We start from the raw sequence: 13,646 nt of genomic DNA, 5'->3' as shown, positions 1-13,646 counted from the left end.
CGCGTCGTCCTCCTCTCCTCCCGGCCCGGCCGGGTCGCCAAGGAATGGACCGTCGACATCCCGCAGCCCCGCCGCATCGAGGACGCCGACGTCGCCGACCTGTCCCTGGAGATCACCGAACACCTGCGAGGGGAGATCCGCCGCCATGGCCGGCACTGACCTCAGGCCCCGGGCCGCCGGCAACGAGCTGGCCGGACTGGACGCGCTCGAAACCCACCACGGAGCCCGCACCCCGCTGCGCCGCGTCCTGTGGGGCAAGGCCCTGCCGCCGGCCCTGGCCGTCGCCCTCGTGCTGACGGTCTGGCAGGCCCTCGTCTGGGCCCGCGTCACCGACGACTACGTGCTCCCGCCGCCCGCCGCCGTCTGGGACAGCCTGGCCGACCTCTGGTTCAAGGGCACCCTCTTCGACATCGTGTGGACCAGCGTCTGGCGCGGCCTGTCCGGCTTCCTGCTGGCCCTCGCCATCGGAACCCCGCTCGGCCTGCTCGTCGCCCGCGTCCGCCCCGTGCGGGCCGCGGTCGGGCCGATCCTCTCCGGCCTGCAGTCCCTGCCCTCGGTCGCGTGGGTGCCCCCGGCGGTGCTCTGGCTGGGGCTGGACAACTCGATGATGTACGCCGTCATCCTCCTCGGCGCCACCCCCTCCATCGCGGGCGGCCTCGTCTCCGGCATCGACCAGGTCCCGCCGCTCCTGCTGCGGGCCGGCCGCTCGCTCGGCGCCACCGGCCTGCGCGGCGCCCGCCACGTGGTCATGCCCGCCGCGTTCCCCGGCTACCTCGCCGGACTCAAGCAGGGCTGGGCCTTCTCCTGGCGCTCCCTGATGGCCGCCGAGATCATCGCCAGCTCCCCCGACCTCGGCCTGGGCCTGGGCCAGTTGCTGGAATCGGGGCGCGAGACCTCCGACATGGCCCGGATCTTCCTGGCGATCGGCCTGATCCTCCTGGTCGGCATCGCCGTCGAACTGCTGGTCTTCGCCCCGGTGGAACGCCGCATGCTGCGCGGCCGCGGCCTGCGGGTGTGAACCCGCCGCCGGCCGGCGGCACGGGCCCGGGCCCGCGGTCAGACCGCGAGGGCCCGGGCCCTCGCCACGGCCTCGTCGTGACGGAGCAGCACCAGCCGGGCGAGCTCGGGCGCGGCCCCGAGCACGCCGCCCAGGACGTCCGCCCCGGCCGCCGCGGCACCCGCCGCGATCCGGTCGGGCAGCCGGCCCGGGGCCAGGACGCAGGGGGCCACCGCCACCCGTCGTACGCCCTCGGCGCGCAGCGCCCGTACGGCGTCCTCGGTACGGGGGAACAGTCCGGCGGAGGCGAAGGCGGGCCGTACGGCGCTCCAGCCGCTGCCCTGCCAGGTACGGGCGATCCCCGCGAGCACGGCGGCCGCGTCGGGGTCGGTGGTGCCGGCGGCCGCGAGCACGACGCCGGTCGTCGCGCGCTCGTGCGGGCCGAGGCCGGCCTCGGACAGCCGGCGCTCCAGCGCGGCCGTCAGCAGGGGGTGGGGCCCCAGTACGCCGCCCTGCCGCACGGCGAGGGGGGCCGGGGCCCGGCGCAGCGCCCCGGGCAGGTCGTGCTTCGCGTGGAAGGCGCGGCTCAGGAGCAGGGGCTGGACCACCACGGCCTGCGCTCCGCCGTCCGCCATCCGGGCCAACTCCTCCCGTACCGAAGGGGAGTCGAAGTCGAGGAAGGCCGTGCCCACCCGCAGTCCGGGCCTCGTCGACCGGATCCGCCGGGTGAGTGCGCGCACCGTCGCCGCGTGCCGGGGGTCACGGCTGCCGTGCGCGACGAGCAGCAGGTGCTCGTCCATGTCCGGGCGCGTCCCTAGCTCGCGACGAGGGCCGGAACCGGCCAGTAGGGCTCGTCCTGGAGCAGCATCGGGTCGTGGGTGAGGATCGCCCGCTCGTACTGGCTCAGGACGGGCGAGGGCTCGATGCCCTGCGACTCGATCATGTTGTGCCGGCACTGGCGGTAGACGGTCAGCGCGTCGAGCTGGCGCCCGCACCGGTACAGGGCCCGCATGAGCAGCATGCAGAACTGCTCGTGGTTGGGGTTGCGCGAGTAGAGCTCGGTCAGCTCCGGGAGGATCCGCTCGTGGCCGCCCGTGCGCAGTTCGAGGTCGTAGAGCAGGATGAGCGCCGAATTTCTCGCCTCCTGATATCTCGTGGAGGCGGTCTGGCAGATCGGCCCGCCGGTCAGTCCGCCGAATACCGGGCCGCGCCAGCGCGAGAGTCCCTGGCGGAGGTCGGCGATGTCCTGGCGGAGTTCGGGCAGGCTTTCCGTTCCCGCCCTGGCGTGGATGGCGTCCACGGTGTCGAGGAAGAGGTACGCGTCGAGTTCCCACCGGTCGAAGAGGAACATGTAGCCGGAGGTGCTCGTCACCACCCGCGAGCCCTCGCGCTCCGGCTCGACGGCCGCCAGGGTCCTGCGGACCCGGCTGACCTGCGCCTGGAGGGCGTTCTCGACCTTGTTGGGGGGTGTGGTCCCCCAGAGTTCGAGGATCAGGGAGTCGACCGTGACGAGCGATCCGCCGGCCGCGAGCAGGGCCGCCAGGAGCGTCTGCTGCATGGCGCCGCCGAGGCGTACGGCGACCCGTTGTTTGACGATTTCTATGGAGCCTAGGACTGAGAACAGCAACACAAACATCTCCCCGCGAGATGGAAAGAGAACGGTGTCGTGTGCACTGGCGTCGGGCGGTCGATTCGATACCAGAAGCGAACTCGACATGCTCTGGAACCTTAGTGGACCGATCGGTCCCGACCGTACTTGGTCGGACAGGAGCGTGTCAATGAAGCCCCCGGGAGCCCCCGCGGCGCCCCCGCGGCGCCCGGGTCCGGACATGCCGAAAAGGCCGTGCAACACGCCCGGGCGCCGGATGCGGGGGATCCAATGGAGGCGCCGGACGTGCTGCACGGCCGAACAGGGGGGAGGGGGCGCCGCCGGGGGGCCGGCGTCCCCTCCCGTCAGGCGGAGGCCTTCTGGCGGTAGCGGGCGGCGCCCGCCAGGGCCACCAGGGTCACGGCCAGGGTGATGGCGGTGACGGTCCACAGGCCGGCCCGGTAGGGGGCGATCCCGCCGGTGCTGAGCGAGAAGACGGTCGCGGTGAGGGCGATGACCACGCCGTTGCCGATCTGCGCGCCGGCGTTGAACAGGCCCGAGACCAGGCCCTGCTCGTCCGGCGACGCGGTGCCGACGGCGGCGATGTTCAGCGCGGGGTAGACCGCGGCGAAGCCGAGGCCGCCGAGCAGCTGCTGGGCGAACAGGGTGATCAGCGGGTCGACCTGACCCATCAGCAGGACCCAGCCGAGGTAGCCGATGCTCAGCAGGACCAGGCCGCCGGTCGCGACCGGCCAGGCGCCGTACTTGGTGACCAGCGCGGCGCCGTAGCGGGCGGTGCCCGCGGTCAGCACGCCGCCGAGGAGGAAGGCGAGGCCGGCCTCCAGCGGGGTCCAGTGCAGCTGCTCCTGGTAGTAGAGGGTCAGGACGAACTGGAAGGAGACGTAGGCGCCGAAGAAGAGCATGGCGACCAGCGAGCGGGTCAGCTGGCCCTTGCGGAAGACGGCGAGCGGGACCAGCGGCGCCGGGTGGCGGCTCTCGACCAGGGCGAACAGGGGGAAGAGGACGGCGGCGGCGATCAGCGAGCCGATGGTCTGCGCGTCGCCCCAGCCGTCACTGGCGGCCCGGCTGAGTCCGTACACGAGGGCCACCGCGCCGGCCGTCACCGTGACGGCGCCGAGGATGTCGAGGCTGCCGCTCTTGCCCTTCTCCTGCTGCGAGGGGACCACCGAGGCGGCGAGCAGCGCGACCAGGAGGCCGGCCACGGCCGGGGCGAAGAGGACCAGCCGCCAGGAGACGCCGGCCATCAGGCCGCCGAGGATCAGGCCGAGCGAGTAGCCGGCGGAGGCCACGGCGAGGAAGGTGCCGAGGGCGCGGTTGCGTGACTGCTCGTCACGGAAGGCGTCGAGCAGGATCGCCATCGCGGCGGGCGCCGTGATGCCGGCGCTGACGCCCTTGAGGAGTCGGGCGACGACCAGGACCACGCCGTCGTCGGCGATCCCGCCGAGGATGCTGGCCACCACGAAGACGGCCAGCCAGCCGATCAGCAGCTTCTTGCGGTTGTAGAGGTCGGCCAGCCGGCCGCCCAGCAGCAGGAACCCGCCGAAGCCCAGCGCGTACGCCGAGACGACCCACTGGAGGGCGGAGGTGGTCATGCCCAGGTCCGCCTGGACCAGGGGGAGGGCGGGTCCCATGCTCGCGATGTCCATCGCGTCGAGGAACTGCACCGCGCACACGACCAGGAGCAGCAGCGGCAGGCTTTTCACCACGGGGGCCGGAGGGGTCACCGCCCGTGCGATGGGAGGAGAGGTCGGGGATGCCTCGGTCATGATCAGACTCCGATCGGAGTGTCGTCGGAAGCAGCGAGCGGGCCAGAGCTATGCGAAAAATGATGGACCGATCAGTCCTGGACTGATCGGTCCATTTCTAGCGCTCACAAACCCCTGTGTCAAACGTATGCTGGGATCCGCGGGGGAGAGGCGAAGGAGTTGAGACATGGCGCGCACACCGGCACCGGGTACGAGGCGGCGGATCCTGGAAGCCTCGGCCAAACTCTTCGGTGAGCAGGGGGTCCGGGCCGTCGGCATGCAGCAGGTCATCGACGCGACCGGCGTCGGGAAGAGCCTGCTCTACCGCGAGTTCGCCAGCAAGGACGAACTCATCGCGGCCTGGCTGCGCGAGAGCGACGCGCAGTGGTGGGAGCAGGCCGAAGAGGTCACCGCCCCGCACAGCGGCGACCCGGCCCGCCAGATCCTCGCGCTGATGGAGTTCTTCCAGGACAGCGTCAGGGAACCCGACTTCCACGGCTGCATCTACTACAACACCTCCAGCGAGTTCCGCGACCCCGCCCACCCGGGCCGCGAGGAGGCGAAGCTGCACCTCAAGGGCCTGCGCAACTGGTGGCGCGACAAGGGCGCCCAGGCCGGCGCCGAGGACCCCGACGCCCTGGCCGACACCCTGATGCTGATCGTCGGCGGCACCCTGGCCAACGGCGAGGTGCTCGGCGCCGCCGGCCCCGCCCGCATGGCCCTGACCACCACCGAGCTCGTCCTGCGCCAGTACTGCCGGGGCGCCCTGGCGGCCGCCGGGATCTGACCGGCGGCACCCCGCACGAACGGCCCCGCGGCACGGACGTGCCGCGGGGCCGGCGTGCGTCGTCCGCCGGCCCCCCTCAGGAGCCGGGGGCACCGGTACGCGTGGGCTGGGCGTGGCGCACCGCCACGCCGTGCTCCTCGTACCCGTCGTTGTAGACGAACGACGAGGGCATCCGGTCGTGGAACTGGTAGTCGGCTTGAATTCGACCGTCCTCGGCGAGCACGAGGATGTCCTGGCCGGACATCTCCATCTCGCCCGTGGCCGCCGTGACCATCACCCAGTTGAACCGGACGACGTCGTGGTGGCCGGTCGCGTTGTGCGAGGACCGGAACTCGTACCCCATCGGGCCGTACACCTCGTGCGTGTAGGCCAGCTGGTCCAGCAGGGCCGCGTGCCCCCGGATCGGGTCCTTGCGGTAGAAGACGTAGACGCAGTCCGGCGCGTACATGGAAAGCACCATGTCGCGCCGGCGCTGCGCGTCCTTCTCGTTCCACAACGCGACGTAGCGCGCGAGGAGTTCGTTGGGTCGGGGCAGCATGAAGGGGTACCTCCGGGTTTCTCCAGGGACGCCGCCCGCTCAGCCCACCGCGGCGTACCGCGGCAGCAGCTGGGCCAGGTCGGCCGTGATGGCGCGGGCGTGGGTCCGCAGGTAGAAGTGGTCCCCGGGGAAGGTCCGGCACCCCAGGAACTCCGGCGTCCGCCCGGCCCACGACCGCATGGCCTCGGGCGCGAGGAGCGGGTCCCCGCGCCCGGAGTAGGCGACGACGGGACAGCCCACGGCCGCCCCGTCGTCCGAGAAGTCCGCGCACACCGCCCCGTCCGCACCCATCGCGCGGACCGCCGCCGCCAGCAGCTCCGGATCCTCCTCGACCTCCGGCGGCAGCCCGCCCAGCACGCGCAGCGCCCCCAGCGGACAGGCCACCAGGTCGGGCGGCGCCGTGAACCCCAGCGGCGCCCACCCCGACACGGCGAGCAGCGACGGCGCCGGCAGGCCCCGCCGCTCCAGCTCCACCGTCAGCCGGTAGCCGAGCAGCGCTCCCATCGAGTGCCCGAACACCGCGTACGGGCGCTCGTCCAACTCGTCCGACAGCACACGGGCGAGGGCCTGCGCCAGCGGGTCGAGCCGGGTGTACGGGGCCTCGCGGCGCCGCTCCTGCCGACCCGGCAGCTGCACGGCCTGGCAGCCCACCGAGGCGGGCAGCTGCCCCGGCCACTCCCGGTACATCGGGGCGCCGCCCCCGCTGTGGTGCAGCAGGAACAGCCGCACCTGGGCGTCCGGATCGGCGTCGACCGGGTGCAGCCAGCGCGAGGCGCCCTGGACCTCGGGCAGCGGGCCCGCGCGCACGGGCTCCCGTACGGCGTCCAGGGCGGGCACGGTGTCCACGGCGACTACGCCGCGGGCGCCGGCGCCGGGTCCGACGCCGCCTCGAACCGCTCCCGCAGCACCCGGCGCAGCACCTTCCCGGTGGGATTGCGCGGCAGCTCGTCGACGATGTCGTACCCCGTGGGGATCTTGAACCCGGCGATCCGGCCGTTCAGGAACCGCAGGAACTCCCGCGGGGCCGTCGCCCCGGCGTCCGGCCGCAGTACCACCGCGGCGCGTACGGCCTCACCCCAATCGGGGTGCGGTACCCCGTACACGGAGACCTCCGCCACCGCCGGATGGGCCCGCAGCGCATTCTCGACCTCCGTGGGATAGATGTTCTGGCCCGCGACGATGACGGTGTCGTTGACCCGGTCGGCCAGGAACAGGTAGCCGTCCTCGTCGACACGGCCCATGTCGCCCATCGACAGCCACTCGCCGGACTCCCCGGACAGCGCCTGCGCCGTCACCTCCGGCAGCCGCCAGTACCCGAGGAAGCGCGCCGGGCTGTGCACCACCACCCGCCCGACCTCGCCCGCCGGCAGCGGACGGCCCTCCCCGTCCAGGATCCGCAGCTCCACCCCGGGCACGGCCCGGCCCGCCGAACCGAGCACCCGGCTGTCCGGCGTGTGGTCCTCCGGCGCCAGGACGGTCAGGAAACTCCCCGCCTCCGCCGACGAGTAGCCCTGCGCCAGCTCGCACCCCAGGACGTCGATGCAGGCCAGCAGCAGCTCGCGGTCGATGGGGGAGCCGCTGTAGACCACCTTGCGCAGGGAGCGGAAGGTCTCGCGGGTCGTCCCCCGCTCGGCCAGCATCATCCGCAGCATCGCGGGCGCCGCCCACAGGGTGGTGATCCGGTGCCGCTCGATCAGCCGGGTCGCCTCGTCGGCCACGAACTGGCGCATCACCACCGTGGTGGCACCGGCGTTGAACGCGTGCATGAACCAGCCGAAGCCGGCCGTGTGCAGGCCCGGGAAGCAGCTCAGCCCCCGGTCCTCGGGCCGCCAGTCGATCCAGTCCACCCCGGCCGCCCGGGTGTCGGCGATGAAGGTGAAGAACGTCCGCTGCGCCAGCACCACCCCCTTCGGCAGCCCGGTCGTCCCGCTCGTGTACAGCTGCGCGACCGGGTCGTCGAAGCCGGCCGCGCCGGCCGTGGGCGGCACGGTGTCCGGCAGGGACGCCTTCCAGTCGAGGAACCCGCCCGCCACATGGCGGTCCGAGTCCATCTCCACGACCTCGTGCAGCCCCGGCAGCACCGGCCGCAGCTCGTCCACCAGCGGACGGAACTCCCGCTCCACGAAGAGCAGTTCGGCCTGCGAGTCGCGCAGGACGTGCTCGACCTCGCCCCGCGTCAGCCGCGAGTTCACCGGCACCAGTACCGCGCCGCTCTTCGCGCAGCCCAGCGCCAGGTCGTAGTAGCGCTCCGACTCACGGCCCAGATAGCCCACCCGTGATCCGGCCGCGAGCCCCGCGGCCAGCAGCGCGTGCGCGGTGCGGTTGCTCTCCCGGTGCAGCTCCCCGTAGGTGAGCGCGCGGTCCTCGCAGACCACCGCGGGCTGGTCGGGCCGGGTCCGGGCGTGCAGCGCCGCGCGGGCGGCGAGGGTCCGGTCCTCCGTACGGTTGTCCATGGGTCTGTTTCCCTTGTCGGTTGCTCGGACGGTTGAGGGGGCCACGGCGGCCGAGGCGTTGCGCCGTGGCCCCGGTCGGGGGGCCGCAGGGGGCGGCGGGCTCAGGCGGCGGACGCGGCGGCGGGTGCGGCGGCGGGTGCTGCGGCGCCCGGGGCCGCCGCCGGCCCGGAGGCCAGCCGCACGGACAGCAGCTCCGCGAGCTCCTCCACCGACGGGTGGTCGAAGACCACCGACGACAGCAGCGGGATCCGCAGCCGCGTCTGGAGCTGGTTCTTCAGCACGATCGCCGTCAGCGAGTCCACGCCGAGCTCCAGGAAGCTCGCCCGGGTGTCGATGTACTCCGGGTCGTCGACCGCGAGCAGCGCCGCGACCGTCGCGCGGATCAGGGCCACCAGCGCCGTCTGCCGCTCCTCGGGCCCGGCCGCCGCCAGCGACTCCACGTCCACCGGCGCCGCCGCGGCCGCCGCCTGCGCGGTCCGCTCCGCGGCCGCCGCCTCCACCGGCCGGTCCGGGAGCCGGGTGAAGCCCATCCCGGACAGCTCCATCACCGGCCGGCCGTCCTCCTCCAGGAGCAGCACGTCCAGGGTGAACGCCGGGTCCGTCTGCTCCGGGTCGTCGGCGCGCGCGACGCGGGCCGCCGAGCGCAGCACCTCCCCGCGCGGCTTCTTGAAGGCGCGCAGCCGGCCCACGCTGGTGGCCACGTACCGGCGGCCGTCGTCGGTGAGCGCCGCCAGGCCGTGCGTCGCGCCGTCCAGCAGCGGCGGCGGCAGGTGCTCGGCCCGGGAGACGTCCCCGCCCGACAGCTCGGTCACCGCGAAGTCCGGGCCGTACGCCGTCACCGAGCGGGCCCGCAGGAACTGCGGCCCGTACTCCAGCCCGGCCTCCGCGTAGGCCGCCTTCACCTCACCGCCGTCCATCACCCGCGACGGCTCGTCGCCGTCGAGGGCCCCGGTCAGGGCCAGCAGGGTCCGGGCCGGGCCCGCGAGGCCGCTGCCCGCGTAGTCGGGCTCGGCCGCGACCGAGGCCGTGGCGTGCAGCCGCTCGGTACCCTCGGGCTCGTCGGCGCCCCGGCTGGAGACCTCCACCTCCAGCCGCCCGTCCGGCCCGGGACGGACCCGGGTCAGCAGCAGCGCCGGACGGTCCGACAGGAAGAGGGCCTCGTGGAAGCGCACGTCCTCCACCGCCCGGACGGTGTCGCCGTGCACCTCGTCCTGCACCGCCAGCAGCAGCTCCAGATAGGCCGCCGCCGGCAGGAAGACCTGGCCGCCGATGGTGTGGTCGGCGAGGTACGCCGGCTGCCGGGAGCTGATCCGCGCGGTGAACTCCCGCAGCCCGCCGTCCCGTGCGGTCTCCCGCCCGAGCAGCGGATGCCCGTCCCCGCCCGCCCCGCCCCGCCCGGCGGGCCGCGCCGGGAGCCGGTAGTCGCGCCGGTCGAAGGCGTAGCCGGGCAGCGGGATCCGCCGGCCCGGCCGGCCCGCGTACACCTCGTCCCAGGCGATGGCCAGCCCCGCCGCGTACGCACCCGCCAGCGCGGCGTCCAGGGCAGCGCCCGTGGTGTCCTTCGAACGCAGGCTGCTCAGCCAGCGGTGCTGCTCCTGCGGCACGCTGCGCCGGGCCAGCGAGGTCAGCGCCGACGACGGCCCCACCTCCAGGAACACGTGCCGGCCGCGCTCCGCGATGGTGCGCACCCCGGCCGCGAACTCCACCGTCTCGTTGACGTGCCGCACCCAGTACTCGGGCGTCGCCAGCTCCCGCGGATCGGCGATCCGGCCGGTCAGGTTCGACACGATCGGCAGCTGCGGCTCGTGGAACCCGATCCCGCGCAGCACCTCGGCCAGCGGCTCCGACACCTCCGCCATCAGCGGCGAGTGGAACGCCGCCGTCACGTGCAGCTCCGTCACCGTCCAGCCCGGCTCGCGCAGCGCCTCCACCGCCTCGGCCAGGGCGTCCGCCGCCCCCGAGACCACCACCTGCTGCGGGGCGTTGACCGCCGCGACCGCCAGCTGCGGCCACTGCGCCAGCAGCGCCCGGACCTCCTGCGCCGGCGCCGTCACCGCGGCCATCCCGCCCGGCGCCGACACCGACTCGATCAGCCGGGAGCGGGCGGCGAGGAAGGCGACCCCGTCGGGGAGGGTGAACAGCCCGGCCACCGTCGCCGCGACGATCTCGCCGACGCTGTGCCCGATCAGCACGCTCGGCCGCACCCCCCACGACAGCCACAGCCGGGCGAGGGCGTACTCCAGCGTGAACAGCGCCGCGTGCGTGAAGGACGTGCGGGCCAGGGTCTCCTCGGCGTCCGGCACGTCCCCGAACATCACCGCGGCCACGGAACGCCCCAGCAGCGGCGCGAACAGGGCGTCGCACTCGTCGACGCACCGGGTGAACACGGGGTAGCGGCCGTAGAGGGCGCGGCCCATGCCCACGTACTGCGAACCCGAGCCGGTGAACAGGAAGGCCGTCTTGCGGAAGGCGTCGGGCTTGCCGTCCCCGCGCGCGGGTGCGCTCCACCGCTCCAGCAGGCCGGCCAGCTCCGCGGTGTCCGCGACGGCGGCCGCCGCCCGGTAGCGGAAGTGCGAGCGGCCCGTGGCCCGGGTGCGGCACAGGTCGGCGAGGGAGGTGTCCGGGCGCTCGGCGAGGAAGCGGGCGTACCGCTCCGCCTGGAGCCGCAGCGCGGGGCGCGACTTGGCGGACAGGGTGAAGACCTGCCCGCCCTCCGCGCGCACGTCCTCCCGCACGTCCTCCCGCACGTCCTCCCGCACGTCCTCCCGTACGTCCTCGCGCGCGGGGACCTCCCCGGCCGGCGCGGACGCGGGGGGCTCCTCCAGCACCGCCACCGCGATGGCCCCGGCGACCCCGAAGCCGTTGACCGTGGCCCGGCGCACCGGCGCCTTCCACGGCCGCTCCTCGGTCGCCACCGTGATCGGGTACGTGTCCCACGGGATCCGTCCGGAGAGGTTGCGCCACACGTGCGGGAAGAAGGCGCCCGCGCGCATCTGCGTGATCACCTTGATGACCGCGCCCAGCCCGGCCGCCGGCTCCATGTGCCCGATGTTGGCCTTCAGCGAGCCGATGACCAGGGGCTCCTCCCGGTCGTGCGAGGCGCCGAACACCCCGTTGACCGAACCCATCTCGATCGGGTCGCCCAGCGGGGTCCCCGTCCCGTGCGCCTCCACGTACTGGATGTCGCCCGGCTCCAGCCGCGCGTTCGCCAGCGCCGCCCGCATCACGGCCTCCTGCGCCGTGCCGTTGGGCGCGCTCAGGCCCGCGCTCTCGCCGTCCTGGCCGATCGCCGTCCCGCGGACCAGTGCCAGGACCCGGTCCCCGTCCGCCAGAGCGTCCGACAGCCGCTTGAGGACCAGCGCCCCGCAGCCCTCGGCGCGCGCGTAGCCGTCCGCGCTCTCGTCGAAGGTCTTGCAGTGCCCGTCCGGGGCCAGCATCTGGGCGTGCGAGAGGATCACGTACGAGCGCGGGTTGTGCAGGGTGTTCACCCCGGCGCACAGCGCGATCCCGCACTCGCGCCGCCGCAGCCCCTCCACCGCCAGGTGCAGTGCGGTCAGCGACGCCGCGCACGCGGTGTCCGTCGTCAGGCTCGGGCCGCGCCAGCCCAGGAAGTACGACAGCCGCCCCGACAGGGAGTAGGCGCCGAGCCCGGTCGTCAGGCTCCCGTCGAGCTGCTCGTCCGACAGCCCCTCCAGCTCCAGCGCGAAGTCCAGCGGCGAGGCGCCCACGTAGACGCCGCCGTTGCCGTGCCGCAGGCCCGCCGGATCGATGCCGGCGTCCTCCAGCGCCTCCCACACGGTCTCCATCAGCAGCCGCTGCGCCGGGTCGATGAAGGGGGCGTCCTTGGGCGGAATGTTGAAGAACTGCGCGTCGAACGCGTCGATACGGTCGAGGAAACCGCCCGCGACGGCCGTGATGTCACCCTCGGCCACCTCCGGGACCCAGCGGTCGCGCGGCAGCGGTCCTATTCCGGAACGCCCCTCCCGGAGGAACGCGTCGAGATCGGGTATCGAGTTGTTCCCCCCGGGCAGACGCATGCCGATACCGACCACGGCGATGGGCTCGTGCTTTTCCGAAAGGAACCGCCCGAGTTCCTCCTCCTGCCTGCGGACGGTCTCCTCCGCGGCATCGAGCCTTTCCTGCAATTCCGGATGTCCCGGCATGGCCGCCGTCCCTCTCTCAGTTCGCGTCGAAGATGTCGGCCAGCACGTCCGAGGCCAGATAGTCGGTCAGCCGCTCGACGGTGGGCTGGTTGAACAGCGCCGTGCTGCTGATGCCCCGGCCCAGCTGCTCCTCCAGACGCTGCTTGACCATGGTGAGCAGCAAGGACGTCATGCCGAGCTCGAAGAAGCTGTCCTCCAGGGGGAGCTCCTCGTCGTCGGGCATGAGCAGCGCTCTCTTGAATTCGGCGACGACGATTTCCTCGAGGACCGTCCGGCGTTCCGTCCGGGGCGAGGTCATTAATAGGTCTGTCATACCGGCCGAGTGAAGCACAGGCCGTGTGACGACCGGCTGACGTCCATCTGACGTGCGAACCCTGTCAGTTCAGCGTCAGCAACGCCGTGGGAACCTCGGAAGCGCAGTGTGAGATCCGGCGTGGAGGAGCCAATCATGCAGACCGAGGCACGGGAAGAACTGCGGGCGAACGGATATTCGTTGCTGCCGGCCGACCGGCTCGTCATCGACGCCGAATTGCGGCAGCACGTGAAGGAACTGGCCGCCGAATGGGAGAGCCTGGAGACCGACCGGTACCTGAAGGGCGGGTCCCGGTTCCGTGAGCGCGCCTACGACCGCTTCTTCTTCGTACCCCGCACCGGAGAGGTCCGGCTGCGCCCGCACCGCCCCTACTTCCAGTCGATGAACGCCAACGACTACGCCGGCGGCATCGACCGCGACGTGGCCCCGCTCAGCCGGACCACCCTGGACAACCCGCTCCTGACGCGGCTCCTGCGCGCCGACTTCGAGAACTTCCCGGTACCCGAGGAGTCCTGGCTGGACGACCCGTGGGACGTCCAGTGCCACCAGTTCCGGATCATCAGCACCCCCGACGAGACGGGCGAGCCCACCCCCGAGGGCCCGCACCGCGACGAGGTCGACTTCGGCGCGATCCACCTGATGGGCCGCTTCAACGCCGACGGCGGGGAGTCCCAGGTCTACAGCCTGGAGCGGGAGCTCGTCGCCGAGTTCTGCCTGACCGAGCAGATGGACACGATGTTCTGGGCGGACGGCCAGATCCTGCACGCCGTCCGCCCGATCCGGCCCGTGGACCCGTCGAAGGCGGCGGTCCGGGACGTGCTGATCATGGGCTACAAGCACGAGCCCGGACTGCGGCGCGAAGAGCGCGACGAGACGAACGCCGCCTGACATGAAGACCACCGAGATCCGCCGTGTCGACCGGGTGGTCATCCGCTTCGCGGGTGATTCGGGTGACGGTATGCAGCTGACGGGTGACCGTTTCACCTCGGAGACGGCGTCCTTCGGCAACGACCTCTCGACACTGCCGAACTTCCCGGCCGA

At 73.2% G+C, this 13,646-nt stretch carries 11 protein-coding genes and 1 pseudogene; 4 read left to right on the top strand and 8 right to left on the bottom strand.

The genetic code is table 11. The features are described from left to right. Together AB0469_RS40445 and AB0469_RS40440 are read left to right on the top strand one after the other, a co-directional pair. Nucleotides 1-159, top strand: a pseudogene (locus AB0469_RS40445) (ABC transporter ATP-binding protein); the annotation flags it as partial. Next, on the top strand, nucleotides 146-1,018 hold the full coding sequence (locus AB0469_RS40440) for an ABC transporter permease (protein WP_366456614.1): 873 nt from the start codon (nucleotides 146-148) through the stop codon (nucleotides 1,016-1,018). The pseudogene AB0469_RS40445 and the gene AB0469_RS40440, both read left to right, overlap by 14 nt. Nucleotides 1,019-1,056: 38 nt before the next feature. Here the strand turns inward: AB0469_RS40440 and AB0469_RS40435 are convergent, their stop codons facing one another. The 3 genes from AB0469_RS40435 to AB0469_RS40425 all read right to left on the bottom strand — a co-directional run bounded on the left by AB0469_RS40435 (nucleotide 1,057) and on the right by AB0469_RS40425 (nucleotide 4,372). After that, complete coding sequence (locus AB0469_RS40435) at nucleotides 1,057-1,797, bottom strand: sirohydrochlorin chelatase (protein ID WP_366456613.1); 741 nt, start codon at nucleotides 1,795-1,797, stop codon at nucleotides 1,057-1,059. A gap of 14 nt (nucleotides 1,798-1,811) precedes the next feature. Beyond that, on the bottom strand, nucleotides 1,812-2,633 hold the full coding sequence (locus AB0469_RS40430; protein ID WP_366456612.1) for an AfsR/SARP family transcriptional regulator: 822 nt from the start codon (nucleotides 2,631-2,633) through the stop codon (nucleotides 1,812-1,814). Nucleotides 2,634-2,950: 317 nt separating this feature from the next. Next, complete coding sequence (locus AB0469_RS40425) at nucleotides 2,951-4,372, bottom strand: MFS transporter (protein WP_366456611.1); 1,422 nt, start codon at nucleotides 4,370-4,372, stop codon at nucleotides 2,951-2,953. 166 nt (nucleotides 4,373-4,538) lie between these two features. Between AB0469_RS40425 and AB0469_RS40420 the strand changes: the two genes are divergently transcribed. Further along, nucleotides 4,539-5,138: a TetR/AcrR family transcriptional regulator gene (locus tag AB0469_RS40420; protein ID WP_366456610.1), complete on the top strand. Its 600-nt coding sequence runs from the start codon at nucleotides 4,539-4,541 to the stop codon at nucleotides 5,136-5,138. A gap of 76 nt (nucleotides 5,139-5,214) precedes the next feature. Here AB0469_RS40420 and AB0469_RS40415 read toward each other — a convergent pair whose 3' ends face one another. The 5 genes from AB0469_RS40415 to AB0469_RS40395 all read right to left on the bottom strand — a co-directional run bounded on the left by AB0469_RS40415 (nucleotide 5,215) and on the right by AB0469_RS40395 (nucleotide 12,590). Next, entirely contained in the window at nucleotides 5,215-5,676 is a 462-nt protein-coding gene (locus AB0469_RS40415; protein ID WP_366456609.1) for a nuclear transport factor 2 family protein, read from the bottom strand. A 39-nt stretch (nucleotides 5,677-5,715) separates the two neighbouring features. After that, on the bottom strand, nucleotides 5,716-6,522 hold the full coding sequence (locus AB0469_RS40410) for an alpha/beta fold hydrolase (RefSeq protein ID WP_366456608.1): 807 nt from the start codon (nucleotides 6,520-6,522) through the stop codon (nucleotides 5,716-5,718). Nucleotides 6,523-6,527: 5 nt separating this feature from the next. Further along, a complete protein-coding gene (locus tag AB0469_RS40405) occupies nucleotides 6,528-8,129 on the bottom strand; it encodes a long-chain-fatty-acid--CoA ligase (RefSeq protein WP_366456607.1) in 1,602 nt (533 codons plus the stop codon). A 101-nt stretch (nucleotides 8,130-8,230) separates the two neighbouring features. After that, complete coding sequence (locus tag AB0469_RS40400) at nucleotides 8,231-12,292, bottom strand: beta-ketoacyl synthase N-terminal-like domain-containing protein (protein ID WP_366456606.1); 4,062 nt, start codon at nucleotides 12,290-12,292, stop codon at nucleotides 8,231-8,233. 16 nt (nucleotides 12,293-12,308) lie between these two features. Then, complete coding sequence (locus AB0469_RS40395) at nucleotides 12,309-12,590, bottom strand: acyl carrier protein (RefSeq protein ID WP_366456605.1); 282 nt, start codon at nucleotides 12,588-12,590, stop codon at nucleotides 12,309-12,311. A 150-nt stretch (nucleotides 12,591-12,740) separates the two neighbouring features. Here AB0469_RS40395 and AB0469_RS40390 point away from each other — a divergent pair, with 150 nt between their 5' ends. Then, nucleotides 12,741-13,493, top strand: coding sequence for a 2OG-Fe dioxygenase family protein (locus tag AB0469_RS40390; RefSeq protein ID WP_366456604.1), 753 nt, complete (start codon nucleotides 12,741-12,743; stop codon nucleotides 13,491-13,493). Nucleotides 13,494-13,646 lie beyond the last annotated feature (153 nt).

The organism is Streptomyces sp. NPDC093801, assembly GCF_040701585.1.
Taxonomy (GTDB): Bacteria; Actinomycetota; Actinomycetes; order Streptomycetales; family Streptomycetaceae; genus Streptomyces.
The sequence above is the reverse complement of the archived record's forward strand: the minus strand, read 5'-3'. Positions and strand labels throughout refer to the sequence as shown.